24 protein-coding genes are annotated in these 25,575 nt (G+C 59.2%); 23 read left to right on the forward strand and 1 reads right to left on the reverse strand.

Annotation, left to right across the window (positions count from 1 at the left end):
- The first annotated feature begins 173 nt into the window (after positions 1-173).
- The 10 genes from ACE4YL_RS01240 (at position 174) to hepT (ending at position 6,613) form a co-directional block, all read left to right on the forward strand.
- On the forward strand, positions 174-395 hold the full coding sequence (locus ACE4YL_RS01240; protein WP_461359771.1) for a DUF378 domain-containing protein: 222 nt from the start codon (positions 174-176) through the stop codon (positions 393-395).
- A 129-nt stretch (positions 396-524) separates the two neighbouring features.
- Positions 525-977 carry a pyridoxamine 5'-phosphate oxidase family protein gene (locus ACE4YL_RS01245; RefSeq protein WP_461359772.1) on the forward strand — a complete coding sequence of 151 codons (453 nt, stop codon included), beginning with the start codon at positions 525-527 and terminating at the stop codon, positions 975-977.
- A 173-nt stretch (positions 978-1,150) separates the two neighbouring features.
- Positions 1,151-1,672 carry an ECF transporter S component gene (locus ACE4YL_RS01250; RefSeq protein WP_461359773.1) on the forward strand — a complete coding sequence of 174 codons (522 nt, stop codon included), beginning with the start codon at positions 1,151-1,153 and terminating at the stop codon, positions 1,670-1,672.
- Between the two features lie 224 nt (positions 1,673-1,896).
- A complete protein-coding gene (gene megL / locus ACE4YL_RS01255; protein WP_461359774.1) occupies positions 1,897-3,096 on the forward strand; it encodes a methionine gamma-lyase in 1,200 nt (399 codons plus the stop codon).
- 150 nt (positions 3,097-3,246) lie between these two features.
- Positions 3,247-3,648, forward strand: a complete 402-nt coding sequence (locus ACE4YL_RS01260; protein ID WP_461359845.1) for an ABC transporter substrate-binding protein — start codon at positions 3,247-3,249, stop codon at positions 3,646-3,648.
- Positions 3,638-3,799 carry a hypothetical protein gene (locus ACE4YL_RS01265; RefSeq protein ID WP_461368565.1) on the forward strand — a complete coding sequence of 54 codons (162 nt, stop codon included), beginning with the start codon at positions 3,638-3,640 and terminating at the stop codon, positions 3,797-3,799. The genes ACE4YL_RS01260 and ACE4YL_RS01265 overlap by 11 nt, the downstream gene beginning before the upstream one ends.
- Before the next feature lie 28 nt (positions 3,800-3,827).
- Complete coding sequence (locus ACE4YL_RS01270) at positions 3,828-4,478, forward strand: ABC transporter substrate-binding protein (protein ID WP_461368569.1); 651 nt, start codon at positions 3,828-3,830, stop codon at positions 4,476-4,478.
- A 225-nt stretch (positions 4,479-4,703) separates the two neighbouring features.
- A complete protein-coding gene (locus tag ACE4YL_RS01275) occupies positions 4,704-5,723 on the forward strand; it encodes a LacI family DNA-binding transcriptional regulator (RefSeq protein ID WP_461360514.1) in 1,020 nt (339 codons plus the stop codon).
- Positions 5,724-5,787: 64 nt separating this feature from the next.
- Positions 5,788-6,198: a type VII toxin-antitoxin system MntA family adenylyltransferase antitoxin gene (gene mntA, locus ACE4YL_RS01280; protein ID WP_461359778.1), complete on the forward strand. Its 411-nt coding sequence runs from the start codon at positions 5,788-5,790 to the stop codon at positions 6,196-6,198.
- On the forward strand, positions 6,185-6,613 hold the full coding sequence (gene hepT / locus ACE4YL_RS01285) for a type VII toxin-antitoxin system HepT family RNase toxin (protein ID WP_461366906.1): 429 nt from the start codon (positions 6,185-6,187) through the stop codon (positions 6,611-6,613). Before mntA ends, hepT begins: the two co-directional genes overlap by 14 nt.
- 55 nt (positions 6,614-6,668) lie before the next feature.
- On the opposite strand, the gene ACE4YL_RS01290 is transcribed toward hepT, so the two are convergent.
- Positions 6,669-7,310, reverse strand: coding sequence for a GyrI-like domain-containing protein (locus ACE4YL_RS01290; RefSeq protein WP_461359780.1), 642 nt, complete (start codon positions 7,308-7,310; stop codon positions 6,669-6,671).
- A gap of 144 nt (positions 7,311-7,454) precedes the next feature.
- Here ACE4YL_RS01290 and ACE4YL_RS01295 point away from each other — a divergent pair, with 144 nt between their 5' ends.
- From ACE4YL_RS01295 to ACE4YL_RS01355, 13 genes are all read left to right on the forward strand, one after another.
- Positions 7,455-7,634, forward strand: coding sequence for a FaeA/PapI family transcriptional regulator (locus tag ACE4YL_RS01295; RefSeq protein WP_461359781.1), 180 nt, complete (start codon positions 7,455-7,457; stop codon positions 7,632-7,634).
- A gap of 651 nt (positions 7,635-8,285) precedes the next feature.
- On the forward strand, positions 8,286-9,872 hold the full coding sequence (locus ACE4YL_RS01300; protein WP_461359782.1) for a dienelactone hydrolase family protein: 1,587 nt from the start codon (positions 8,286-8,288) through the stop codon (positions 9,870-9,872).
- A 295-nt stretch (positions 9,873-10,167) separates the two neighbouring features.
- Positions 10,168-11,097 (forward strand): DUF1861 family protein, encoded by a 930-nt coding sequence (locus ACE4YL_RS01305; RefSeq protein ID WP_461359783.1) that lies wholly within the window; start codon positions 10,168-10,170, stop codon positions 11,095-11,097.
- A 17-nt stretch (positions 11,098-11,114) separates the two neighbouring features.
- Positions 11,115-12,140 carry a LacI family DNA-binding transcriptional regulator gene (locus ACE4YL_RS01310; protein ID WP_461359784.1) on the forward strand — a complete coding sequence of 342 codons (1,026 nt, stop codon included), beginning with the start codon at positions 11,115-11,117 and terminating at the stop codon, positions 12,138-12,140.
- A 20-nt stretch (positions 12,141-12,160) separates the two neighbouring features.
- Positions 12,161-13,072: a beta-1,2-mannobiose phosphorylase gene (locus tag ACE4YL_RS01315; RefSeq protein WP_461359785.1), complete on the forward strand. Its 912-nt coding sequence runs from the start codon at positions 12,161-12,163 to the stop codon at positions 13,070-13,072.
- A 41-nt stretch (positions 13,073-13,113) separates the two neighbouring features.
- Positions 13,114-15,948: an extracellular solute-binding protein gene (locus tag ACE4YL_RS01320; protein WP_461360513.1), complete on the forward strand. Its 2,835-nt coding sequence runs from the start codon at positions 13,114-13,116 to the stop codon at positions 15,946-15,948.
- Entirely contained in the window at positions 15,945-16,832 is an 888-nt protein-coding gene (locus tag ACE4YL_RS01325) for a carbohydrate ABC transporter permease (protein WP_461357999.1), read from the forward strand. The genes ACE4YL_RS01320 and ACE4YL_RS01325 overlap by 4 nt, the downstream gene beginning before the upstream one ends.
- 13 nt (positions 16,833-16,845) lie before the next feature.
- Positions 16,846-17,709, forward strand: coding sequence for a carbohydrate ABC transporter permease (locus tag ACE4YL_RS01330; RefSeq protein ID WP_461358000.1), 864 nt, complete (start codon positions 16,846-16,848; stop codon positions 17,707-17,709).
- 14 nt (positions 17,710-17,723) lie between these two features.
- Positions 17,724-19,814, forward strand: coding sequence for a YIP1 family protein (locus ACE4YL_RS01335; RefSeq protein WP_461358001.1), 2,091 nt, complete (start codon positions 17,724-17,726; stop codon positions 19,812-19,814).
- 12 nt (positions 19,815-19,826) lie between these two features.
- Positions 19,827-22,667 carry a DUF5696 domain-containing protein gene (locus ACE4YL_RS01340; RefSeq protein WP_461366907.1) on the forward strand — a complete coding sequence of 947 codons (2,841 nt, stop codon included), beginning with the start codon at positions 19,827-19,829 and terminating at the stop codon, positions 22,665-22,667.
- Positions 22,668-23,555 carry a carbohydrate ABC transporter permease gene (locus ACE4YL_RS01345; protein ID WP_461358003.1) on the forward strand — a complete coding sequence of 296 codons (888 nt, stop codon included), beginning with the start codon at positions 22,668-22,670 and terminating at the stop codon, positions 23,553-23,555. It abuts the gene before it with no gap.
- The gene (locus tag ACE4YL_RS01350; RefSeq protein WP_461358004.1) at positions 23,545-24,456 is read left to right on the forward strand and encodes a carbohydrate ABC transporter permease; all 912 of its coding nucleotides are present in this window, start codon (positions 23,545-23,547) and stop codon (positions 24,454-24,456) included. The genes ACE4YL_RS01345 and ACE4YL_RS01350 overlap by 11 nt, the downstream gene beginning before the upstream one ends.
- Positions 24,457-24,532: 76 nt before the next feature.
- The coding region (locus tag ACE4YL_RS01355) for an extracellular solute-binding protein (protein ID WP_461366908.1) at positions 24,533-25,575 on the forward strand (1,043 nt) is incomplete at its 3' end.

A 25,575-nucleotide genomic window follows, 5' to 3' on the forward strand; every position in this document is an offset into this window, starting at 1 on the left:
ACCATCAAGCCCTACGAGATCAAGACCTTTAAGGTGAGACTGAAGTAAGCAGCAGGGAAACAAGGCCCATCGCGCCAGAGCGCGGTGGGTCCTTTTTTCGGGGCTCCCCGCCGCGTATCAGCCGGGCCTTTTTGGGAAATATTAGGACAAACTAGGCTGAAGGGGGTTAAGACATGAACTGGTTGTCCCGGCTGGCTCTGCTTCTGGTGATTATCGGTGCTTTGAACTGGCTTTTGGTGGGGCTCTTCCAGTGGGATCTGGTGGCTTCCGTCTTCGGAGGGGAAACCATGCGGGCCTCATCCATGCTGGCGCGGATCGTGTACACACTGGTGGGCGTTGCGGGCCTGTACTGCCTGACCTTCTTGTTTGGGGGGGGCAGGGTCGGAGCGGAGTAGCCGCCCCAGAATTATCCCGCTTGTACTCAGCTTTCATCTGCCAACTCCCAGAAAGTCTCGGCCCAGGCCGGGGCTTTTGCTGTATAGAGGGGGGTATAATAACCCCAGGAAAAGGGAAGGGGGGTTGCCATGTCCAAGGTAATCGCTGCACCGCTTACCCAAGTTGAGCTGCGCAGGGCCATCCTGGAATTCGCCCAGGGCAGGGATACGGGCTACCTGGGAACAGCGGGCCCCGGCGGTGTGCATGTGAGCCCGGTGAAGTACTTCATCGACCCAGAGCTCAACATCTACATCCATTCCCGGGGGGGAACCAAGTTTGAGAACCTGGCGGTCAATGACCAAGTCTGCCTCTTGGTTTCCACGCCGTTTGCCGATGATCTGCATCAGATCCGAGGGGTGCAGTTTTTCGGCCGAGCCCAGGTGGCCCAGGCCCAATCCCAGCTTTACGAGATGGCGGAAGAGCTCTGCCCCTGGGATCACGGGGAGGAGATGAAGTTGATTCACGTGGCGGTAAAGGCGGCGGTGTACGTGGATCGGCTCCACGGCAGAGACATTAAGCAGAGATGGTTTAGAGAGGGTTAGGTGGGCGCACCTTTGGAGGGTGCGCCCTTCACTGCGCTGAGGATGGGGACAAGCCTTCCCGGCATTTATCTTTGCTTTTGGGCAGGAGTTAATCTTAAGTCGTTGAATAAGATTCAGTGGCCTTGGAACGGGCCTGCATACGCAGCAAGAGATCTGCTGAGGAGGAGAAAAACATGGCTAGGGAATCAACTCGCAATCTGGTTTTGGCAGCGTTCTTTGTGGCCTTAGGGCTGCTCATGCCGTTTTTCACCGCCCAGGTTCCAGCTTTAGGGGCGCGTTTTTTGCCCATGCATCTTCCTGTCCTTTTGGGTGGGTTCATCCTGGGAGGCCCCCTGGCTCTGGTGGTGGGGCTGATCACTCCCCTTCTGCGCAGCTTTTTGTTTGGCATGCCGCCCATGTTTCCCACCGCGGTGGCCATGGCCTTTGAACTGGCTGCCTACGGCCTGCTCACGGGGGTGCTCTACCAGAGGACCCGTCAAGTTTTCCTGGCGCTCATCTTGGCCATGCTCGGGGGCAGGCTGGTCTGGGGTGTGGTGAGCCTTGTCCTTTACGGCTTAACGGGCTCCGCCTTCGGCTGGCAGGTGTTTACCGCCAGCGCGTTCATCAACCCCCTGCCGGGGATCATCTTCCAGATCGTCTTTATTCCCGTGGTGGTCATGGCCCTGCGGAGGGCAGGTCTGCTGAAAAACGATTAGCGGGGCGCTAACGGCGTCTGCTCCTTAAGCTGGGGCCGAGGCTAACATTGACAGAGCAGGAGTTCTCATAATATAATGGAAACAACAGATTTACGTGCGCAGCCGCAGATCCTCCTTGGTCTGGGTGCGCTTTTCTGTCCAAAAGGTTGTAATCGTTTACAATATACAATCAGCTGCCGGTGCCTTCTCAGCTAAGGCCAGCAGTGCAGACGGAGGGGACAGTCATGAGCAGTGAACAGGCAAAGAAATGGGGTTTTGCCACCAAGGCCATTCACGGAGGTTACAGCCCCAATGCGGCCGGGGCCCTGATCACCCCCATCTATCAGACCTCGACCTACCGCTTCTCGTCGGCGGAACAGGGGGCGCGCAGGCACCGCTTTGAAGAGGACGGGTACATCTACACCCGCACAGGGAATCCCAACTCCACGGAACTGGAACAGAAGCTGGCCCTCTTGGAAGGGGGCGAAGCGGCGGTGGCCACCGCCTCCGGTATGGGAGCGATCACTTCCGCTTACTGGAGCATTCTCAAGCCGGGAGACCACGTGGTGGCCGGCAAAGCCCTTTACGGCAGCGTCTATGTGTTCCTTTCCCAGGGCGTAGCCAGCTTCGGCGTGGAAACCACCTTTGTGGACACCACTGATCCGGAGGAAGTGCGCAGGGCCCTGCGGCCCAACACCAAGGTGGTGCACCTGGAAACACCGGCCAACCCCACCCTCTCCCTGGCGGACATCGGGGCCATCAGCAAAATTGCCCACGGGGTTCCTGGGTGTATGGTGTTTGTGGACAACACCTACTGCACGCCGTACCTGCAAAGGCCCTTGGAGCTGGGCGCGGATGTGGTGCTCCATTCCGCCACCAAATACCTCAACGGGCACGGAGATGTGCTGGCGGGTATCGTGGTGGGACCCAAAGCGTTTGTGGACCGGGTCCGGCAGTTCGCGATAAGAGATATGACCGGTTCCGTTTTGAGCCCCTTTGACGCTTATCTCATTTGCCGCGGCCTGAAAACGTTAACAATCCGCATGGAACGGCACTGCGCCAATGCCCAGGTGGTGGCGGAGTTCCTGGAGCAGCATCCAGCGGTGGAGAGGGTCTACTACCCAGGCCTGCCCAGCCATCCCCAGTACGAGCTGGCCCAAAGGCAGATGCGGCTGCCCGGGGGCATGATCGCCTTTGAACTGAAGGGCGGAATGGAAGCTGGCGTCACCCTCATGGATAACGTCCAGCTCTGCACCTTGGCGGTGAGCTTGGGGGATACGGAAACTCTGATCCAGCATCCCGCCACCATGACCCATGCCACCTATACACGGGAAGATCGCCTGGCCTGCGGAATCACCGATGGTCTAGTGCGCCTTTCCGTGGGCTTAGAGGATCCCCAGGATATCATGGACGATCTGCGAGCTGTGCTCGACAGGCTCCAATAAAGGAGGTGAAGCAGCCGCTCTAGGTTTACGGCAAAAGGTATGTTGCTCAGCTTGTTCCATCACTTCAACTTTAAGGGGGAATTGCTATGAAAAAGGCAAGATTAGCTCTGCTGCTCTTGGCGCTGGTTGTGGTTCTGGCCGCGCCTGCCTATGCCCAGGATAATACCCTGCTACGGTCTGCGCATGGACCAAACGGGTAACCTTGACCTGCACTACACCACCGCCGCCGGGCCCTTCATCGCTGGCGAGAACATTTTCGAGCCCCTCGTGGCCAAAGATGTGGATGGTACCATCCATCCCCACCTGGTGGAGGACCTGCCGGAGATCTCCCAGGACGGTTTGGTGTACACCTTCAAACTGAAGGAAGGGATCACCTTCCACGACGGCAGCCTGCTCACCACTGAAGACGTGGTGGCCACCTTTGAGCGGCTGCTGGATCCGGAGAACGTCAGCGTGCATTCGGGCGTGCTCACCAGGCTGATCCTTGGCGCTGCCGAATTCGCCGCCGGGGAAGCGGATGAAATCGCTGGCATTACGGTCTATGATGAATGACTACACCTTCTCCTTCACCTTGACAAGTCCCAACGTAACCTTCCTCAACAGCCTCAGCGACCTGGCCTTTGCCATTTACCCCGCGGAAGCCAAGGACATCCCGGGCTGGGGTGTGGAAACCGTGATCGGTACCGGTCCCTTTATGCTTTAAGGAATTCAGGCCCACCGAAAAGCTGGTCCTGGAGCGCTATGACAACTACCATGGCGGCGTGAAGAAGCTGCAGCGTATGGAGTTCGTGCACATGGACGAGAACACCGCGCTCATGGAGTTTGAAGCTGGCAACATTGACATCACCGACATCAGCGACGCCCGCCTCATTGCCTGGTATCTGGGCAGCCCTGAGTATAGAGATATGGTGCACCGGGTTGAGCAGTCTGGCGTGATCCTCTTGAGCTTCAACATGCAGATGGAGCCCTTCACCGATCGGGAAGTGCGCCGGGCGATCAGCATGGCCATCAACCGGGAGGAAATCGCCAACCAGCTCCTGCAGGGGCTGTACACACCGGCCAAGAGCATCCTGCCCAACAGCGTACTCGGCTACGACCCAGATCTGGAGCCCATTGAGTACAACCCGGCCAAAGCCAAGGAGATCCTGGCCAGCGCCGGCTATCCCGATGGCCTGCACATCCAAGCCATCACCACCGATACCGCCGCCACAACGGTGATCCTCCAGTACCTGGAGCAGTCGCTGAAGGAAGCTAACATTTTCCTGACCATCCAGACTGTGGATGCCGCTGGCTTCAACGACATCCGGGCTCAGGGGAAGGTACCCATGTTCATCCTGACCTGGGTTGGCGAATCCGGTGAGCCGGATTCCCTCCTCGTTTGAACGGGCCGACTCGGCCGTGGAAAATCGCGCTTCGGGCATTAGCTGGCCTCGCCAGTACCTAGAAGCGCAACCGCCCCATCCTGGTCTTGGGTCCGTGAAACAAGCAACTGCGAGGTCTCAACCTACTAAACGTTGACACTTACGAACCGGGTTGGATTTTTTACAATCTTTGGCGAAACATGTTATAATTGGGTAAATAGGTAGACCAGTTGAGGGGCGATTTTCATGTTGAAGAAGGAACGCAGCAAAGAGCGGAACAACGTCACCATTAAAGATGTGGCTGAGGATGCCGGCGTTTCCACGGCCACCGTTTCCAGGGTCCTCAATAAGAGTCCTTTGGTTACTGAGGACCTGATTGAGCGCGTGCAGAAATCCATCGCTAAGCTGGGCTACCGGCCTAATGCCGCTGCCCGCGCCCTGAAAACCAAGAAGACCCGGGCCATTGGCATTCTCGTTCCCGACATTTCCAACCCCTATTTCATGCACATCATCAAGGGCATTGAAGATGTGATCTCGCCCCTGGAATACAGCTTGCTCATGGCCAGTTCCGACGAGGACCCCATGAAGGAACAGCGCCTCCTTAACGTGCTGGCAGAAGATCGCATCGACTGCCTGGTTTTGGCTACCGCGGGCAGTAACGAGGAAGTGATCGAGGCCGTGCACTTCGGCGGCCTGCCCATCGTGCTGGTGGACCGCCTGCCGGAGGAACTGGCCGATTCCATGGATGCGGTGGTGGAGGACAACTACGGGGCAGCCTATGAACTCACCCAAAGGGTGCTGGAGCAAGGGGTGCACTCTTTGGCTGTGATCCACGGCCCCCAAACGGCCAGCACCGCGCAGCAGCGGGCGGCAGGCGTGCGCGCCGCCATCAGGGACACGGCCCCAAGGGTCGCGGTCACGGAATACTACGGAGACTTCTATTTCAACTCCGGGCTCAGGGCCGCCAGGCGCTTCCTGGAGAAGGGCTGCCCAGAGGCGCTGCTGGCCATGAACAACCTCATGGCCATGGGTGCCCTCTCCGAACTGCTCAAGAGGGGCTGCAAGATCGGTACGGATTTGGTCTTTGGATCATACGGCGCGGTGGATACGCTCATGCTGCCGGGGACTACCATCTACTACGTGAACCAAAGCCCCAGGGCGCTAGGCGCATCCGTGGGCAAGCTGGTCAAGCGCAGGCTACACGATCCAGAGGCGGATGTAGTATACGATGTGGTGAAGCAGCCTGTTTTAGTGCAGCGCCTTTAGGAGCAGAGCAGGAATCGAACTGAGGCTGTTGAAGCAAGGGGTAGAACAAAAGGGAGGGATGAGCTTGGACTTCAGCGGTGTAATCCATTACGCGCAGCACCATGACCGCATCATGGCTCTCTATCTGGTGGGTTCATATGGAACTGGGTACCATACACCGCTAAGCGATATCGATTTTGCCGTTATCTCTAGAGAAAGTCTAGGTTTTGCTGAACAGGCCGCGATCCTCACCGACTTCATGGACATTCTGGGCAGGGACGATGTGGACATTATCTTCCTTCCTGGAGCTGGGTTGGTCCTGCAGCACAAGGTGCTCAGCGAAGGCACGCTTTTGTATAACAGGGACGAGGTTTTCCTTGCGGATTTTGTAGAGTACACGATTAAGTACTACTGCGACTTCCAGATCGATCTCAACCAGTTCTACCGGGATTACGATCTTGGGCTGTTGGAGGAATATGGCCATGATCGAACATGAGAAGATCAGACAGAAAGTGCAGTTTATGCGAGACAGGCTTAAGCAGCTCGAACTAGTTGGTTCCATGAGCTTCCAGGACTTTGCCAGCCACCCCTTCGCCTTTGATGCGGCGGTGCGATCGCTGCAGGTTTTGATCGAAGCCATGCTTGATATCGGAGGGCATATTGTAGCACGTGAGGGCTATGGGATACCCAAGACATATGCCGGTATCATTACCTTATTGGCAGAGCATGGCGTCATTGACCGTGAACAGACAGCCAACTACGTGGCTATGGTCCGTTTTCGAAACAGGGTTGTGCACTTGTACGACGAGGTGGAGCCCGCAATAGTATACCAGATCATCCGTGAACGCCTTGACGACTTCCGGCGCTTTATCTCTGCCATAGTCCGTAGGTATTTGAGTCCGCAAGACTGAACTCGGCTCAAGGCATAGGCTTGAAGTCTGTGCAGGAAGAAGCCTAGAAAGCAGATTAAGCCTTGGCAATGGGATGGCGCAGTACCGTCTTCAGCTTCTCGGGAGCGGTCTTTCTAGGATCGCTGAGATAGATCTCATGATGCAGGCGCTTTGGGGAAAAGTCTATTCTGTAACCGTGCTCTGCGGCGAAGGCGTGCATGCGTTGAACGCTTTGCGGTTCGGTATCGTAAGGACCTACATGCAGCATCTGCACGCACAGCCCCTCGGCAAAGGAGATGAGCTGGGCCTTGGTCAGATCCAGGTCTGGTTTCTTTTTGCCCAGCTTTTCCTTGGCCCAGGCCACGACATCTTCGTTTACGAAGGAAGGCTGCCTGAGCAGCATGGTCCAGAGGAGCCCCTGTTTGTTGGTTACTACCCAAGACTCGGCATCCACATCACCGCCCCACCAAAGTCCCTCCAGAGGCGGGATGACGTAGTCGAAGTACCCTTCGGGAGCACTACCGCTTTTGGGGCTCATCTTGATCGTATAGGACAGGCCGTAGAGTAGTTCCACCGCTTCCCGATACTCTTGGGACGTGTTGGGATCACCCTGCCCGTCCACGGCCAGGAACAGCATTTCGGGAACGTCCACAATGGCTGGAGTGGTTTTGGGCTGATAGAGGTGCTTCTCCTCTTTTTTGAAGTCAAATTTAGCCACTTTGATCCGCCTCCCCCGTTTTCTTGAGTATATTATACCACACGGCTCAGGATCTTCGGAACTTACGTTCGCTTTAGGGGTGGACGGGCACGGCAACATCGGGTAGAATAATACCAACATATCCACATGGGAAGGAGAGAAGCGATGGACAGCTACCAAGTGGTTTTGGAGTACTTCGAGAAAGCCACTGAACCAGCCCGAACTGGGGACATAGTGGAGGCAACTGGCCTGGACAAAAAAGAAGTGGAAAAGGCCATGAACAAGTTGAAAAAGGAAGGCAAGATCGTCTCTCCCAAAAGGTGCTATTGGGAAATCAAGAAGTAGCGGATTTACGAAGTGGTAACGTGGGCTCCCCGGTCGGATTTGGCAGGGGAGCTTTTTTGTCCCTCGACGCCACGGGGCGGCAGGAGAAGGCTCTGCTATCTAAGTTACACTTTTCCCTATGTCGAGAAAGCCAAGATCGCTCTTGAAGCTGGGTATATATCCCGGGGTAGGTATCGACAGCTTCTGATAGAGGCAGGTCTGATGGATCTTCTCTGAGGAAGGTGAACCGTCTGCGGGAGGATAGGCTGGCCCTATGGCCCGGTAGAGCACTGATCGGATGGCTGTTTTTGGCACTTCGCCGCAGGTGGAGTTGTGAAATTTCTTGCGGGATATGCACGGTTTAGGAAGAAAAATGAAACGAGGTGCACTTAGCGTGAATTCTTCTCGTAAAAGGTGCGGCCTCGCCGTGTCGTTGAGCCGACGGTAGGTGAATAGTCTCTTCTACGCCGGCCGAGTTGGTTCGATCTAGCTACCAAAACCACGAATGGAGGGTGAGAAGTGAAAGGCGCTCGCGACTGTAAAACTGTAACTACACTGATCCTTGCAGTACTGGCCTTTTTCGTCTTCCTGTCGATCGCACACATTGTTGAGACAAATGGTGGAAAGGTGGATGTGGACCGACTCACCATCGCAACCAGCGAAGGAGCTGTGTTGAGTGCTAAACTGTGGCGGCCCAAGAACGCATCGGCAGAAAATCCGGCGCCCGCAGTGATCCTGGTCCCAGGTGGGAATGCCAACTTGGAGTATATGTCAGCTACGTCCTTGGAGCTAGCCCGCAGAGGTTATGTCGCCATAGCCATCGATCCTTTCACCATCGGCAGGTCTGATGTAATCCAACCGAGTCCAGACTTGGGGGCGAGCTCGACCCTCGCCTATATCAAGCAGCTGGACTTTGTGGACAAGGACGCCATCGGCATGGTGGGCTGGTCAGCGGGTGTTGGGCGGATGAACGCGGCAGCGATTAACCCAGATGGAAGTCCCAATGGTGTAAAGGCGCTGTTTGGCTTCGGAGCAGGGGCTCCTGGCGACCCTGAGCTGCCCATCAACCAAGGCTTTTTCATCGGCAAGATCGAGACAACCTACGGCTTCGGAGTGGAGAAGCAGAGGGATATCAACACCTCAAGGGCCTTCACTGCCGGTATGCAGACCGACTACGTGGAGTTCGCCACTTGGTATGGCGATCTGGCCAATAACAAGGGCCGCATTCTCTACACCGGGTGGACTGGACATATCCTGGGCCTGATCTCGAAATCCGGTGTCTGGGCGGCATGCCACTTCTTTAATGATGCACTCGCTCCTGCGCCCAACAGCCATGTCACCAACTTCATCTTTGGCTGGAAAGAACTGAGCACTGCCCTGGCCATGGTGGCTTTGGTCGTTGTCATGGTCGCTTTGGGCAGCCTCCTGCTGAAAACGAGCTTCTTCAGGCCGCTCCTTAAGACCGACAAACAAGTGATTCAAGCGCAGGGCGGCCCTGTAATGTGGGGCATGTTGGTCCTTTTCAGCCTCTTTGGTGCCCTCATCGCCAAAACGGCTGTTTACAACGGACAGCAAATCCTGAACAAGACAGGGTTCCTGCAAATCGCCAATGTGAATGGCTTTGTTTTCTGGTTGCTGTGCCTCACCGCCTTTTCCATCGTCCTTTTGGTTGCGCGCATTCTTTTCGATAAGAACCTGGACAAGGCGGCCCTCAAGGACCATGTCAGGACATCTATTCCCGATCTCCTCAAGAGCCTGCTGTTGGGCCTGACAGTCATCCTGTTCGCGTATTTCCTGGTATCCCTGGGCGATCAGTTCCTCAAGATCAGCCCGCGTTTTTGGAAAGTCCAGCTCAACGTGCTGACGCCCAAACGCCTCAGTTTGTGGCTGATTTACCTGCCGCTGTACCTCATCCCGATGGTCGTTTTCAACATCCTGCAGACCTCGGCCTATTACTTCGAAAACAGACCTAGGCTGTTCAGGCTCCTGGTCTGGGCGGCCAACACCCTGCCGGCGCTGCTCTTTGTGTTGTACGTGTACGGGAAGATCATCTTCACCGGTCTCACGCCCATTACCAACGCTGCCATGTCCAGAGCAAACGGCTCGATGCTCGATGCACTGCTCTTAATGCTTCCCGTCAGCTTCATCAGTACCGGCTTCTACCACAAAACCAAGAACCTCTATATCGGTGCGTTCTTGAACGCCCTCCTTTTTGCCTGGGCTGCAGTGGGCACTGACTTGATCACGTTCCTAGGCTAGCACACTCTAGAACAACAAGCGAACAAGCTCCTTTGCTCGGTTTCGGGCAAAGGAGCTTTTTGATCGGCTGTGCCCCGTCCTTCCGCCCCCAGGCAGGGGCCTACATGTGTACCTGCCGAGCGGAAAGCCCCTGCGCAAAACTGCGCAACAGAACCGCACGTAGCGCAATTCCTTGTTAAAAAGTTACACAGTTAAGAGGAAAATGGAAGGCTAGATAGAATAAAGATCGTGCAACTGGCTGATTGGTCAGTTCTATCATGTTGCGCAAATTGCGCAACGGAGCAGGATGGTGAACATGCGGCAGAGCTGCGCTGAGCTTCTCGAGACCTATACCCAGCAGCGGGAAATCCACCAGTCGGAGAAACTGGTTTTCAAAGGCATATCCGGCCTGGATGTGTACAATATCACCGCACCCCTGTGGGATCAGGGGGAAGAGTTCATCCTAGGGCGGGTGGAGCCCCGGGCCTCGGAGTATTCCCAAGTGGTGGCCTTCCGCAAGCGCGATGGCCACTGGTATGCAGCCGAGGACGTACCGGTTCTGAACCTTCAGGACCCCTTCTGGAGCCGGATCCACGGGGAGCTGATCGTAGGTGGTGTGGAGGTGTTTCCCCATCCCACCAGGCCAGGTTTGGGCTGGCGCACCAAGTTCTACCGGGGCAAGACTCTCAGGGAACTGGAGCACTTTGCCACCGGCCCCGACATGATGAAAGATATCCGCTTGGCGCAGCTGCCCAGCGGGGCCATTGCCGTCTTCACCCGGCCCCAGGGCGATCCCGGGGGACTTGGCACCATCGGCTACACCCAGATTTTATCCCTAGATCAGCTGCACCCCGCCACCATCAACGGGGCAGATCTCTTGGAACAGTTCATGCCCGACGAATGGGGCGGCGTGAACGAAGTGCATGTGCTGGCCGACGGCTGTTTGGGGGTACTGGGCCACATCGCCCGCTTCGATGAAGCGGGGGATCGGCATTACTACGCCATGGCCTTCACCTTCGATCCCCTAACGAGAAAGCCTGAAGCCATGCGCATTATCGCCACCCGCACTGACTTTCCCGCCGGGGAAAGCAAGCGGCCTGATCTGCAGAACGTCATTTTCAGCGGCGGCTTGGTGAGGATCGCAGGCGATAGGGCCTGGCTGTACGCCGGCTTAAGCGATGCCGAGGCCGGCCGGGTGCTCATCGCCGACCCCTTTTCCGCTAGGTTTAGGAACAAGGTGCGCTGAGGACAGGAGGCTTACCAGTGAGCGTCACCCTGAAGGATATAGCAGAAGCATTGGGCATATCGGTTACCACCGTCTCCCGGGCCCTAAACGGGCAGGGCCGCATCAGCAGTGCAACCCGGGAAAGGGTGCTCCAAAAAGCCCTGGAAATGGGCTATGACGTGAAGCCCGGACTGGGCCGGCGGGATGACACCCGGCACATCTGCATCGTGTTCAACGCCCGTTTGCAGTCCCTTTCCGGCGACCCTTTTTACAGCACCGTGATGGTGGGCGTGGAAAACGAGTGCCAGAAATACGGGTACAAGGTCTTCCTGCAGACCATCGGCAAGCCCGATGACCGCACCGTCCGGGAGCTGCACCAGGCGGTACGGGTGGATGGCCTGATCTTCGTGGGGGCAGATGTCTACCCCAGCATCGTGCGCCAGGCCAAGCAGTACGGGATCCCCGCTGTACTCATCGACAACTGGATGCCGGAGATGGCCGTGGATGCGGTGGTCACCGACAACCGGGGCGGGGTAATGCGCCTGGTCAACTATCTGGTCAGTCAGGGCCACAAGCGCATTGGCTTTATCGGCGGGCCCCTTTCCCACCGCTCCCTGCAGGAGCGCTATGACGGCTACCGGGCCGCCCTGCGGGAAAACGGCATCACCTGCCAGCACGAATGGGGCTGGATCCACTCCCAACCCGGCCCCCAGGTGGATCAGGGTCGGGAAGGGATGGAAGCACTGCTGGCCCGGGGTCTGCCCGTGACCGCGGTGATCACCGACAACGACAGCACCGCCTTCGGAGTGCTCCAGGCCTGTGCACAGGCGGGGGTGAAGGTGCCCGATGACCTGTCCCTGGTGGGTTTTGACAATGTGGAGCTGAGCGAGTTCGTCAACCCGCCCCTGACCACAGTGCATATTCCCAAACAGCGCATGGGGGCCATAGCCGCCCGTAGGCTGCACGAGCTCATGGAAGGCCAGGATGCCGATGTGGCCATGCGGATCATCTTAGGCACGGAGCTGATCATCCGCCAGTCGGTGACACCACCCCAACAGCAGTAGTGATAACAGGAGGAAAGTTCATGTTCAAACTGCGCCGCCTATCGGACCAACCCATTCTCGCACCCATCCCGGCACACCCGTGGGAACGGGCGGCTGTGTTCAACTGTGCCGTAACTATGTACCAGGACAAAATCCACATGATCTACAGGGCCGCGGACCGTGATTTTTCCGTGCTGCGCCAGGCGCAGCCGGAAGCAGCCCTTCAGTTTACATCCAGCTTCGGCCTCGCGGTAAGCGAGGACGGCCTCAGCTTCAAACGGGAAGCGGAGCCCATCTATGTGGGGGAAGGGCCCCAGGAAGCGTGGGGTGTGGAGGATCCCCGCCTGAGCAAGATCGGCGAGACCTTCTACATGGTCTACACCGCCTTCGGCGGACGAAGCTGGGACGATCACAGAATCGCCCTGGCCTCATCCCAGGATCTGCGCACCTGGCAGCGCCACGGCGTGCTCCTGGATGAGCCCAACAAAGACGGGGCCCTGCTGGAAGAAAAGGTGAATGGCAGATACCTCCTCTTCCACCGGCGGGTTCCCCATATCTGGTCAGCTGTGTCGGCTGACCTGCGCAGCTGGCATGATCACAAAATCATCATGGAAACCATTCCCGGAGGCTGGGAGAGCTTGAAGATCGGCATCGCCGGCCCGCCTCTGCGCATCCGCCAGGGCTACCTGATGATCTACCATGCTGTGGATGGGCGGCGAACCTACCGCCTAGGGGCAGCCCTGCTGGATGGGGAAGATCCCACCAAGGTGGTGCGGCGCCTGCCGGAGCCCATCCTCGAGCCGGAGCTGGAGTGGGAAAGGCAGGGGCACGTGCCCAATGTGGTCTTCAGCTGCGGGCAGGTGGTGAAGGACGGTTTCCTCTACGTGTACTACGGCGCGGCCGACCAGGTTATCGGCGTGGCGGGCATAGAGCTTGATGAGATAGTCTTTTAGCGGCCCGCCGGACTTAATCCAGGCGAAAGGATGGCAAGAAGGTGAGTTGCGGACACAAACTCCGAAGCATCAGCATTACCGGCCTCATCGCGCTGCTGATTGCGGGGGCAGTGTGTCCGCTTTCTGCATTCGGGCGGGAGCTGCGCTACCATGAGTACCTCCAGCTGTGGGAGGGGAAGGAGCGCCCCGATCTCCAGCTGGTGGTGCCAGCTGGCGTCCTCCTCCCGGAAGGGGAGGCCGTGGAGTGGACCGTAGAGGTGCCGGTGGAGGGCCTCTACAACCTAACCTTGGTCTACCTTCCCTGGCCGGGCCGGGGGGCCAGCATGGAGCTGGAGCTTACCATCAACGGAGAGCGGCCCTTTGCGGAGGCGGGGTATCTCCTTTTCCACCGCATCTTCGGCGATGCGGGCCCGGTGGTGCGGGATAGCCTGGGCAACGAAGTACGCGCCCCGCAGGTGGAATTCCCCCAGGTGCGCCGCCAGCCCCTGGTGGATTCCCGGGGTTACACCCAAGCGCCGTTCCTGTTCTATTTGGCCCAGGGGCTCAACACCATCCGTCTCGAGGCCAGGCAGGAGTCCATCTTCATCGAGGAACTGATCGTGGGCCAGACCCAGGAGCCCCTGCCCTACGCTGAGGTCGCGGCCATGTGGCCCCAGGTTGAGCCCCGGGATATCTTCATCAAGATCCAGGGGGAACAGGCCCTCTACCGCTCCCATTCCACCCTCTTTGCCCTGGCGGATATGGGGGATCCCACTGTGGAACCCTATCATCCCGCCCAGATCCGCCTCAACTCCATAGGCGGGTGGCGCTTCAGCCAGCCCGGGCAGTGGATCAGCTGGGAGTTTGAGGTGCCCGAGTCGGGCTTGTATACCATCGCCTTTAAGGCCAAGCAGAACCTGCGCCGGGGCATTGCCAGCAGCCGGCGGGTGCTCATTGACGGTCAAGTGCCCTTTGCCGAGCTGGATGCGGTGGAGTTCCCCTATTCCACCCGCTACCAAATGCACCGCTTGGGAGGCGAGGAGCCCTACCTGATCTACCTGGAAAAGGGCCGCCACGAACTGACCCTGGAGGTGGTCTTGGGCCAGCAGGCCGCCTTGATCCAGGCGGTGGAAGACAGCCTCTACGAGCTGAACAGGATCTACCGCCAGCTGATCATGATGCTCTCGCCGGATCCCGATCCCCTCCGGGATTACCAGCTGGAAGAGCGGATCCCCCAGGTGCTGGCCGCCATGGGGGAGCAGGCCCAGATCCTCCATGGCCTAGCCGATGAGCTGGAAAGCGCCTCCGGCCAGCGGGGCGGGCACATGCTCACCGTGCGCAACCTGGCCCTGCAGCTGGAGAGCATGGCCGCCAGGCCCGAGACCATCCAGCTCCGCCTGGATGAGTACCGGGATAATCTAAGCGCTTTGGGAACTTGGCTCCTGCAGACGGTGGAGCAGCCCCTGCAGATCGACTATATTCTCATCACCAGTCCCGAACAGGAGCTGCCCCGGGCCGAGCCCACCTTCTGGGAAACGGTCCGCCATGAACTGGCCAAACTTGTGGCTTCTTTCACATTCGACTACAGCGCCTTGGGCGATTTAGGGACGGCCCGGGCCGGGGACCGTACCATCAAGGTGTGGATCGGCACCGGCCGGGACCAGGCCCAAGCCCTCAAGACCATAATCGAAGATACCTTTACCCCCCAAACGGGGATCCGGGTGGAACTAGAACTTGTGGACATGAACATCCTGCTCCAGGCCACCTTGGCCGGCCACGGCCCCGATGTGGCCCTGGGTGTGGATCCTTCCCAGCCCATGAACTTCGGCCTGAGGGGAGCGGTGCTCGATCTGGCGGAATTCCCCGACTTTCCCGAGATCGCGCAGCGCTTCTACCCGGCTTCTTTGGAACCTTTTACCTTCCGGGACTGGGTGTTTGCCTTGCCGGAGCAGTTGCCCTTCTTCATGCTCTTTTACCGGCAGGATATCCTAGATGAGCTGGGGATCGAGGTCCCCCAAACCTGGGATGAAGTGCTGCAGGTTATCCCGGAGCTGCAGAAGCTGAACATGAACTTCGGCCTCCCCTGGACCGAGATCAAGCGCAACGTGGGGGGCCGGGTGGGGGAAACCCCCGCTGGTGTGGGGAGCCTTTCCGCCAGTCAGGGCGTTTTGACCTTCCTCATGTTCTTAAACCAAAGGGGCATGGAGCTCTTCGGGGAAGATGCCGCCCAGACCAATCTGCACACCCAGGAAGCTTACGAGGCCTTCCAGTTCTGGACGGATCTGTATGAGCTTTATGACCTGCCGGTGGAATACAACGCGGAAAACCGCTTCCGCTTAGGCGAAATGCCCTTGTTGATTGCCCCTTACACCCTGTACAACACCCTCACCGTTTTTGCCCCGGAGCTCAGGGGCGAGTGGGGCTTTGCCCCGGTACCGGGGACCCGGCGGGAGGATGGCACCATTGACCGCACCGTGCCCGCCAGCGGTACCGCCGCGGTGATCTTAAGCGATACGCAGGATAAGGAGGCGGCCTGGGAGTTTGTGAAGTGGTGGACCCAGGCGGAAACCCAGACCCGCTACGCCCTGGATCTGGAGGCCCTCATGGGCGCGGCGGCCCGCTATCCCGCGGCCAATCCCGAGACCCTGCGCAGCCTACCCTGGCCCCTGGAAGATTACCGCAAGCTGGAGGAGCAGCTGCGGTGGGTGAAGGGTGTGCCGGAGGTTCCCGGCGGCTATATGGTGGGGCGCCACCTGGATAACGCCTTCCGGCGGGTGGTGGAAAAGCAGGCGCCGGTGCGGGAAACCCTGTTGGATTACAACCGGGTAATGAACGAAGAGATCCGGGCCAAAAGGCTGGAGCTGGGTCTGGACACAGAAGGGGGGAGCAGGCCGTGAAGCTGCGGGCTTTTTGGAAGAAGTGGGGCATCTCCTACCTCTTTGCCGCGCCCTATGTGCTCCTCTTCCTGCTCTTTACCGTGATCCCGGTCCTGGTGGCCATGGGCTTAAGCTTCACCTCGTACAACATGCTCCAGCCGCCAGTTTGGGTGGGGTGGGCCAACTACGTAAAGCTGCTTTTCGCCGATGACGTGTTCCTGATCGCGGTGAAGAACACTTTGCTCTTTGCCGCCATCACCGGGCCCTTGAGCTACATGCTCTGCCTGCTTTTGGCCTGGTTCATCAACGAGCTCAAGCCCACCTGGCGTACCATCTTGACCCTGCTCTTTTACGCCCCCTCCATTTCGGGGAACGTGTTCATGATCTGGACCATCCTCTTCAGCGGGGATATGTACGGCTGGGTGAACAGCGTGCTGCTGCGCCTGGGTATCATCTACGAGCCGGTGCGCTGGCTCACCAACCCCGATACCCTGCTCTGGGTGACCATGCTGGTCACGCTCTGGATGAGCCTGGGGACCTCCTTTCTGGCCTTCATCGCCGGGCTCCAGGGCATCGATGAGACCCTGTACGAGGCGGGGGCCATCGACGGGGTGCGCAACCGCTGGCAGGAGTTGTGGTTTATCACCCTGCCCGCCATGCGGCCCCAGCTCTTGTTCGGCGCCATTATCAACATCACCAATGCCTTTGCTGCCGGAAGCCACATTGTGGCCCTGGTGGGCTTTCCCAGCACGGACTATGCTGGGCACACGGTCATTACGCACCTGATGGACTACGGCAACATCCGCTTTGAAATGGGCTACGCCTCCGCCATCGCCACGCTGCTCTTTGCCGTGATGCTCATTACGCAGCAGGCGGTGCAGCGGATGCTGCGCAAGATCGGTTGAGGGGGGAAAAGGCATGCAGCTGCCCATCTACCGCAAAAGGGTTACACGTTCGCCGGGGGGCGATCTGGCGGCCCTGGTGCTTTTGGTGGCCTTGGGGTCCTTTACCGCCCTGCCCATGGTGTATGTGATCAGCAGCGCCTTTAAGCCCCTCAATGAGCTGTTCCTCTTCCCGCCCAGGTTTTTCGTGCGCAACCCCACTCTGGATAATTTCAAGGACCTGGCGGTGCTCATGGGGGAATCCTGGGTGCCCATTTCCCGTTACCTGCTCAACACCTTGCTCATCACCTGCTTGGGGACCGCGGGCCATGTGCTCTTTGCTTCGCTCTGCGCCTTTGCCCTGGCCAAGCACCGCTTCCCTGGGTCCCGGCTGGTCTTCAACCTGATCGTGATCTCCCTCATGTTCGCTCCGGAGGTCACCGCCATTCCCAACTACCTGATCATCGCCCGCCTGGGCTGGCTGGACACCTACCGGGCGGTAATCGTGCCCGCCTGGCAGTCCAGCCTGGGGCTCTTTCTCATGAAGCAGTTCATGGACCAGATGGTCCCCGACAGCCTCCTGGAGGCGGCCCGCATTGACGGGGCCAACGAGTGGCAGGTGTTCCGCAAGGTGGCCATGCCCACCGTGCGCCCGGCCTGGCTGACCTTGATTATCCTGTCCTTCCAAAGTCTGTGGGGCAACACCGGGAGCAACTTCATCTACAGCGAGAACTTGAAAACCCTGCCCTACGCCTTGAACCAGATCGTGGCCGGGGGTATCGCCCGGGCCGGAGTGGGCGCCGCTGTTGCCCTGGTGATGATGATCGTCCCGGTGACCGTGTTCATCCTCAACCAGCGCAATGTGGTGCAGACCATGGGCACCTCGGGCCTGAAGGAGTAAAGGGGGGAAGCGCCGTGGGCAAATTCCGCACCTGGCTCGCCATTGCCATGATCCTAGCTGGGGCACAGCTGGCCTGGGCTGCCCCCTATGCTAGTTATACCTTCGATTTTTACGGAAACCCGGTGCCGGCACCTCAGGCTTACACCGCCCGGGGCATCATCGACGGGCCCAGTCTGGGCACCTTGCCCCTGCGGGAGCCCCGGGATCTGGCCGTGTCCCCCGCGGGGGAGATCCTCATCGCCGATACGGGGAACAACCGCATCCTCAGGCTGAACAGCGATTTCGAACTGATCCAGATCATCGACGGTTTTTGGCACGGCGATACCTGGGACACCTTCGCCGCCCCCGTGGCCCTGTATGTCACCGAGCGGGAGCGCCTGTACGTTGCCGACCGGGATAATGCCCGCCTGGTGGAGCTCACCACAGACGGAGAGCTGGTCCGGGTGATCGGCCCGCCGAAGGCGGATCTGCCCGGGACTCTGCCGGAGAATTTCAACTACCGCCCCTTCAAAGTGGCGGTGGATCAGGGCGGGCGCATCTACGTACTCGCGGACGGCATTTACGAAGGCCTTTTGGAGTTTGACGTGGATGGCAACTTCCGGGGCTTCCTAGGGGCACCGCCTGTGAGGCCCACCATCCTGGAGCGCTTCTGGGCGAAGATCGCCACCAGGGAGCAGCGCAAACGGATGGCGCTCTTCCTGCCCACGGAGTACACCACTGTGGATCTGGACGAGCGGGGCTTCCTCTATGTAGCGGAGTTCAACCAGATCCGGCGCCTCAACCCCAGCGGCACCGATGTGCTGCGCCGCAACGGCTTTTTCGAGCCCATCGGTGATGTGCCCACCGCGCCGGAATACCGTGTGTCGGAAGAGATCCCGTCCACCTCGTTCATTGATATAGCGGCCAGGCCCGGGGGGCTCTACTCGGTGCTGGACCGCCAGCGGGGCCGCATTTTCACCTACGAGAGCGATGGCCACCTGCTCTATGTCTTTGGCGGGCTGGGCACCACCGAGGCCACCTTCCGGGTGCCTGTGGCCCTGGATGTACTGGGGGAGACCATTTTGGTGGTGGATCGGGGCGCCAACCGGGTGGTTGTGTTCGAGCCCACGGTCTATGCGCAGCTGATCCACGCGGCCATCCGGGAGTACCAGGGGGGTCACTATGACCGCTCCGCGGAACTGTGGGGGGAAGTGCTGCGGCTCAACCTCAACTACGATTTGGCCTACACCGGGATTGGCAGCGCGCTGCTTCGGCAGGACCGCTTTGCCGAGGCTATGGCCAACTTCCGGCTGGGTAATAACCGGGAGCAGTACTCCAAAGCCTTCAGCCTTTACCGCCGGGAAGTGATGGCTAAAAACTTCGGCAAGGTGATGGCGGTCCTTTTGGTGGCCCTGGCTGCGGCCCTGGTGGGCAGGGGGCTCCGTCCCCGCTTGGCGCGGGTGGAAGCGGCCGCGACCCGCCCCCAGCCGGTACCCAACCGCCAGAGTTTTTGGCCGAGCCTGCTCTATGCCAAACATGTGATCTTCCATCCCTACGACGGCTTTTGGGATCTGAAGCACGAAAAGCGGGGGACCATGGGCGCGGCCTTGACCATCGTGGGCCTGGTGGCCCTGACCTACGTGGTGATGCGGCAGTACACCGGCTTTATCTTTAACCCCAGGGACCTATCCCGGCTCAATGTTTTAGTGGAACTGCTCAGCGTCCTTGTACCTTTCTTCCTCTGGGCGGTGGTGAACTGGGCCTTGACCACGCTCATGGACGGCAAGGGCACCCTGCGGGATATTATCATCGCCACCGCCTATGCCCTGGTGCCCTTTGTGCTGATCAATCTGCCGCTCACCTTGGTGAGCAACTACCTCACCATGGAGGAGGGGACGTTTTACCACTTTTTCCGCATCGCCGCGGCCCTCTGGACCGCTTACCTGATCTTCATCGGTATGGCGGTCACCCACGACTACGAGAAGGGGAAGAACTTCTGGACCTGCCTTTTGACCATCGTGGGTATCGGTGTGGTGCTCTTTATTGGACTGCTCTTCATCCATGTGATCAACGTTGTGGTGGGCTTTATCTCCTCGGTCTACGCCGAGCTGGTCCTGCGCTTGTAAGGGGGTGAAAAGATGCGCCGCTTGATCCCAGCGTTCCTCGTACTGCTCCTATTGGTTCTGGCGCCCAAGGCCTGCGCCCAGGTGCCGGAAGGATTCAGCCTGTGCGCGGAAAATGAGCATTTGGCCCTGTACATCCACCCCGAGACCACGGAAATAGCGGTCTACGATAGAGCCGCGGGGGAAACCTGGTTTTCCAACCCCCAGGGGCGCAGCATGCGCCACGGCGTGGGGCAGGATGTGCTGCAGCTCCGCTACGATGCCCCCACCAGCCCCGACAAGCTCATGGACAGCTGGGCCCACAGCGTGCAGCTGGGCCAGGCGGAGATCATACCCCTCGGGGACGGGGTGCGGGTGGAATACCTCTTCGGGCCGGAGTACCCGGAAAGCGCTGCCCTCATACCCCAGCTGATCAAGGCGGGCATCTTTGAGGAAGAGGTCCTGGCCAAGGTGAGCCCAGGGGACCAAAACACCCTGCTGCGCTACTACACCCCCATCTATCTGCGGGAGCCTTATCCCTTCGAGCTGGGGGTGACCAGCGCGGCCCGGGAGCTGGAGCGGCGCCTCTTCGGCGAGCTGGTGATCGTGCCCCTCACGGAAGAATACCAGTCTCTGGTGGCGGAAGCCAAGGAACTGGAGGCGGGCTCCCAGGAGCTCCGCCGCCTGGAAGAGAGAATCGCCAAGGAGCGCATGGATGTTCTCTACCTCCTTTTGGAAAAGTTCACGGGGTATCTCCTGGCCAGCGGGGAAGGGGCCAGATCAGTGGGCTTCCGCCAGGACATTACCAGCACTTCGGATTTGACCAAGGATGATTTTTCCCATCTGAAGGAGGAGCCAAGCTACCTCCTGGCCCGGTTGGCACCGCTCATCCAGGAACAGGTGGTCCGCATTTTCGCCAAGGTGGGCTACGGGGTGGCGGAGCTGACCAGGGACCATGTGCAAAACCGCCTGGATCCCCCCATTCCGTCTTTGGAGCGCTTCTTCGTCCCGGTGGAATACCATCTGGACGGAAGAGAGCTTGTGGTGCGCATCCCCATGGCGGAAGTGGTCTACCCCAAGGACCGGCCCACAGCCTTTGAAGTGAACTGGGACGGCTCCTTAGGGGAGGAGGTGGTCATCTACGACCACAGCAAGGAGCTGGCCACCTATCCCTTGACCAGCATCACCCTGCTCCGCTACTTCGGTGCCGCGGACAGCCAGGCGCAAGGCTACATCTTCGTTCCCGATGGCAGCGGGGCCCTGATCTACCTGAACAACGGGAAGACGGGCCAGACGCTGTACAGCGAGTCCGTTTACGGCCAGGATGGGGCCCTGCCCTTGAGCGAGCGGCGGCCCTTCGACAGGGAAGTGAACCATCTGCCCGTCTTCGGCCTCAAACAGGGGGGAAGGGCGTTTTTCGCCGTGATTGAAGAGGGCGAAGCCATCGCCCAGATCCGGGCGGACATTGCCCGGCCCACCGGCCAGTACAACATCGCCTACCCGGTCTTCCAGACCATCCCCAAGGCCGCGCGGCGCCTGGATCAGTTTACCCAGATCAACCTCTACCAGAGCCGGCCCTACTTGGGCGATCTCACCGTGCGCTATGCCTTCCTCTACGGAGAGGAGGCGAGCTACAGCGGCATGGCCCGCTATTACCAAAACTACCTCCTGGAACGGGGCCTTCTGTCCCAGCGCCGCCAGGGGGAGGGGATTCCCTTCTTCCTGGAAGTGATCGGTGTGGTGCCCAAGGTGCAGCCTGTCTTGGGCGTGGCCCGGGAAGTGCAGCTGCCCCTGACCACCTTCAGCCAGGCCGGGGCCATGGTGGAAGAGCTTTTAGACCTGGGGATAACTAACCTCAGTCTGCGCTATTCCGGCTGGCTCAAGGGGGGCCTGGAGCATCAGTACCCCGCAGGGGTCAAGCTCGCCCCGGGGCTGGGGGGAAGGAAGGGCCTTGTGGAGCTGGCCCAGTTTCTGGCGGAAAATGGGGTGCCCTTTTACCCCGCGGTGGAGTTCTTGAAGGTGCAGCGCTCCGGAGTGCTGCAGGGCTTTCTCCCCGCGCGCCAGGCGGCCCGGGCGGTGAACGGGATGTATGCCACCTGGCCGGATTTCGATCCCGTAACCTATCAGGCCTTGGCCAAACCCGTGCGGTATATCCTATCCCCCGCGGTCCTGCCCCAGCTGGTAGATGGGTTCCTGGAAGACTACCGCGCTTTGGGCCTGACGGGCCTGGCTGTGCCCAGCATGGGCAGGGAGGTGCACTCCGACCTGCAGCGGGATGAAAGGCGGGTGGTGGACCGGGTGCAGGCCGCGGCCCAGATCCAGGCTCAGCTGGAAAAGATCCAGGCAGCGGGCCTTGCCCTCCAGATCGATGGGGGCAATGCCCTGGCCCTGCCCTATGCCAGCTCGGTGCTGAATGTACCCCAGACCAGCACCGGCTACAACTTGGCAGATGAGTCCGTGCCCTTCCTGCAGATGGTCCTGCAGGGGCTGGTGGATTACGCGGGGGGACCTATGAACCTTGCCATCGATCTGGAGGAGCACATCCTGCGCTCCGCCCAGACCGCGAGCGGCCTTTACCTCCTGCTGATCTGGGAAGACGCTTCGCTCCTCAAGGAGACGGAATACGCGCGGCTTTTGAGTGTGCAAAAAGACTACTGGCTCCAGGAAGGGGCCCGCATCTACCGGCGCTACAACGCTGAACTTGGGGATCTGGCGGGGGAGCGCATCGTGGACTTTACCCGCCTCAGCCCCGAACTTACCGCAACCCGTTTCGCCAACGGCGATCTGGTGGTGGTGAACTTCGGCTTCAGCGAAGCACAGTACAACGGGGTAACCGTGCCAGCCAGGGATTTTGTGCGCCTGAGGGGAGGGAGTTAGATGCGGCGGCTGCGATTATCCTTAAGCGCCCAGAAAAGCCTTTTGGGGCTGCTCTTCACCCTGCCTTTTATCGTGGGCTTTCTGGCCTTTTTGGCCTATCCCTTTGCCCAGTCGGTGATCTTCAGCCTGAGCAAGCTCACCATCGTGCCCACAGGCTATGAGCTTGATTTCGTGGGCCTGGATAACTACCGGCATGTGCTCACGGTAGATCCCCGCTTCCGCCAGGTCTTTGTGGAAACGGTGGTCACCATGGCGGCCCGCATCCCGGTGGTCCTCATCTTCAGCTTCTTCGCCGCCAACCTGCTCAACCAGAAATTCCGGGGGCGCATGCTGGCCCGGGTGATCTTCTTCCTGCCGGTGATTATGGGGGCGGAGATCAGCCTCAAGATGCAGCAGGCCGATTACATGCAGCAGGCGGTGAGCTTCAGCGAGTCGGGCTTGCTCTCTTTGAGCACCCTCCAGCAGCTGCTCACCACTTTGAAGCTGCCCCAGGGCTTTATCGGGTTCATCTTCCAGGCCATCAACGAGGTGCCGTTGATTATCCGGGCTTCGGGCATCCAGATCCTGATCTTTTTGGCCGCGCTCCAGTCCATCCCCAAATCCCTTTACGAGGCGGCCCATATGGAAGGGGCCACGGGCTGGGAGGCCTTTTGGAAGATCACCTTCCCTTTGGTATCGCCGCTGCTTTTGGTGAATGTGGTCTACACCATCGTGGATTCCTTTACGGCCGCGGATAACGCCCTGTTGGAGCTGATTCAAAACGCGGCCTGGATGGGGGCGGGCTTTGGCGTGAGCACGGCCATGTCCTGGATCTATTTCCTCGCGGTGTTAGGCATCTTGGCTGTAACCATCATCCTGCTGGGGCGGAGGGTGCACTATGAGACTTAATAAGCTGTTGGCAACGGGTGCAAAACTGGTGCGCTTCGGCCTTTTGGTGGGGATTGGGTTTATCATCCTCTATCCCCTCTTAAGGCAGCTTTCCGCGGCGGTGATGCATCCCGATGATATGTACGATCTCACCGTGAACTGGATCCCCCGGCAGCTCACCAGGCTGAACTTCGAGGTGGCCTGGAAGATGCTGGACTACCCCCGGGCCCTGGTGAACACCGTGGGGGTGACGGTGCTTTTGAGCACCTTGGAGCTGGCCGCGACCATGATCATCGGCTACGGCTTTGCCCGCTGGCGCTATCCCGGCTCTAACTTGGTCTTTGCCTTGGTGATCCTCTCCATAGTGATCCCGCCGCAGATGGTGATGGTGCCTTTGTTCCTGAACTTCCGCTACTTCGATCTTTTCGGGCTCATCCCCGAGCCGGGGCTGAACTTGATCGGCAGCTTCTGGCCCCTGGTGCTCATGGCCCTCACGGGAACGGCCAAGCGCAGCGGACTGTTCATCTTCATCACCCGCAACTTCTTCCGAGGCATGTCCACCAGCCTGGAAGAGGCGGCTTACGTGGATGGGGCGGGGCATTTGCGCACCTTTTTCCAGATCATGCTGCCCAATGCCAAACCCATTGCCATGATCGTGTTCCTCTTCTCCTTTGTGTGGAACTGGAATGATCTGTTTTACACCAATCTGTTTCTGCCAGGCGCGAAGCTGCTGCAGCTGGGCCTGGCCACCATCAACTCGCAGTACAACTACCCCTGGGCCAATAAGGCGGTGGAGGGGACGTACATCCAGCTGGTGAACAACGCCGGCATGCTCCTTTACGTTCTGCCGGTGCTGATCCTCTATGCGTTTTTGCAGAGGTACTTCATTGAGAGTATTGAGAAGACAGGTTTGGTTGGGTAAAGGGGGGATGCGTTCAGAAGGCAAGAACAAGATGCAGGAAGCAGGATGCAAAAAATAGAGAAGGAGGAATCAAAGAGTGAAACGCTTGGTTAGTGTGCTGTTGGTTGTTCTGCTGTTCAGCGTGCCGGTTCTGGCTGCTGAGTACGATCTCGGCGGGCAGACCATCAAGATCGCCAGCTACATGGCTGATGGCATGCGGGAGTATTTCACCGATGGCGAGGGCCGCGGCCGCTTGGAGAAAGTGGAGGAGGCCTTCAACTGCAAGATCGAGTTTGTGCAGGTGGATTGGGATGGTGCGGAGCACCGCATTTTAGCCAGCATCATCGCGGGCGATCCAGTGGGCGATCTGATCTACATTACCAACCGCTGGCTGCCGCTCCTGGCTGGAAATGGGGCGCTCCTACCCTTGGATGATATCCTAACTGAGGAGTACTATGCAAGCCTGCCCGGCTCCCACAAGAACATGCGGGAACTGTACTCCAGCTACCAGGGTAAGGCCTACGGCATCTCCGTCAACGGCAGCTACCAGAGGAACATGGATATCGGTTCTGCCCAGGGCTGGATCTACAACCGTGACCTGTTTGTACAGGCTGGGCTGCCCACACCCAACGAGCTGCAGAATGAAGGCCGCTGGAACTGGGAGACCATGAAGGAGCTGGCCATCGCTTTGACGCAGGATATCGATGGCGATGGAGTGGTTGACATCTACGGCGTTGGCGCCCGCCTCGATCCCTGGCCCATCGAGCAGGAGATGGCTGTTTACGCCAACGGCGGCGGGATCATCAAGTTCGTGGACGGCAAAGCGGTCTTCGCCATGAACGATCCGGAAGCCATCGAAGCCATCGAGATGTGGAAAGAGCTGGATCAAGTACACGGCTGCGTCATGGTTGGCGATAAGTACGACATCCGTGCCGAGTTCAACCAGGGCAAAGTGGCCATGTTCCGCCTGGACCTCTATGCCCTGCCGGACCATGCCAAAGAGGTGGACTTCGACTACGGCTGGGTCTTCTTCCCCATGGGCCCCAGAGCCACGGACTTCGTGAACCCGGTCTGGGGTATGGATATGTTTGTCCTGCCCGTATCCTGCCAGGAGCCTGAGGCCATGGCCGAGCTGGTTGA

This window comes from Candidatus Darwinibacter acetoxidans (assembly GCF_041936445.1).
GTDB lineage: Bacteria > Bacillota > Limnochordia > Darwinibacteriales > Darwinibacteriaceae > DTU010.

Excerpts from the sequence above, each read along its gene's own strand:
- ACE4YL_RS01240 (WP_461359771.1), top strand. The coding sequence starts at position 174 with ATGAACTGGTTGTCCCGGCTGGCTCTGCTTCTGGTGATTATCGGTGCT.
- ACE4YL_RS01245 (WP_461359772.1), top strand. The coding sequence starts at position 525 with ATGTCCAAGGTAATCGCTGCACCGCTTACCCAAGTTGAGCTGCGCAGG.
- ACE4YL_RS01250 (WP_461359773.1), top strand. The coding sequence starts at position 1,151 with ATGGCTAGGGAATCAACTCGCAATCTGGTTTTGGCAGCGTTCTTTGTG.
- megL (WP_461359774.1), top strand. The coding sequence starts at position 1,897 with ATGAGCAGTGAACAGGCAAAGAAATGGGGTTTTGCCACCAAGGCCATT.
- ACE4YL_RS01260 (WP_461359845.1), top strand. The coding sequence starts at position 3,247 with ATGCCCAGGATAATACCCTGCTACGGTCTGCGCATGGACCAAACGGGT.
- ACE4YL_RS01265 (WP_461368565.1), top strand. The coding sequence starts at position 3,638 with ATGATGAATGACTACACCTTCTCCTTCACCTTGACAAGTCCCAACGTA.
- ACE4YL_RS01275 (WP_461360514.1), top strand. The coding sequence starts at position 4,704 with ATGTTGAAGAAGGAACGCAGCAAAGAGCGGAACAACGTCACCATTAAA.
- hepT (WP_461366906.1), top strand. The coding sequence starts at position 6,185 with ATGATCGAACATGAGAAGATCAGACAGAAAGTGCAGTTTATGCGAGAC.
- ACE4YL_RS01295 (WP_461359781.1), top strand. The coding sequence starts at position 7,455 with ATGGACAGCTACCAAGTGGTTTTGGAGTACTTCGAGAAAGCCACTGAA.
- ACE4YL_RS01305 (WP_461359783.1), top strand. The coding sequence starts at position 10,168 with ATGCGGCAGAGCTGCGCTGAGCTTCTCGAGACCTATACCCAGCAGCGG.
- ACE4YL_RS01315 (WP_461359785.1), top strand. The coding sequence starts at position 12,161 with ATGTTCAAACTGCGCCGCCTATCGGACCAACCCATTCTCGCACCCATC.
- ACE4YL_RS01330 (WP_461358000.1), top strand. The coding sequence starts at position 16,846 with ATGCAGCTGCCCATCTACCGCAAAAGGGTTACACGTTCGCCGGGGGGC.
- ACE4YL_RS01340 (WP_461366907.1), top strand. The coding sequence starts at position 19,827 with ATGCGCCGCTTGATCCCAGCGTTCCTCGTACTGCTCCTATTGGTTCTG.
- ACE4YL_RS01345 (WP_461358003.1), top strand. The coding sequence starts at position 22,668 with ATGCGGCGGCTGCGATTATCCTTAAGCGCCCAGAAAAGCCTTTTGGGG.
- ACE4YL_RS01350 (WP_461358004.1), top strand. The coding sequence starts at position 23,545 with ATGAGACTTAATAAGCTGTTGGCAACGGGTGCAAAACTGGTGCGCTTC.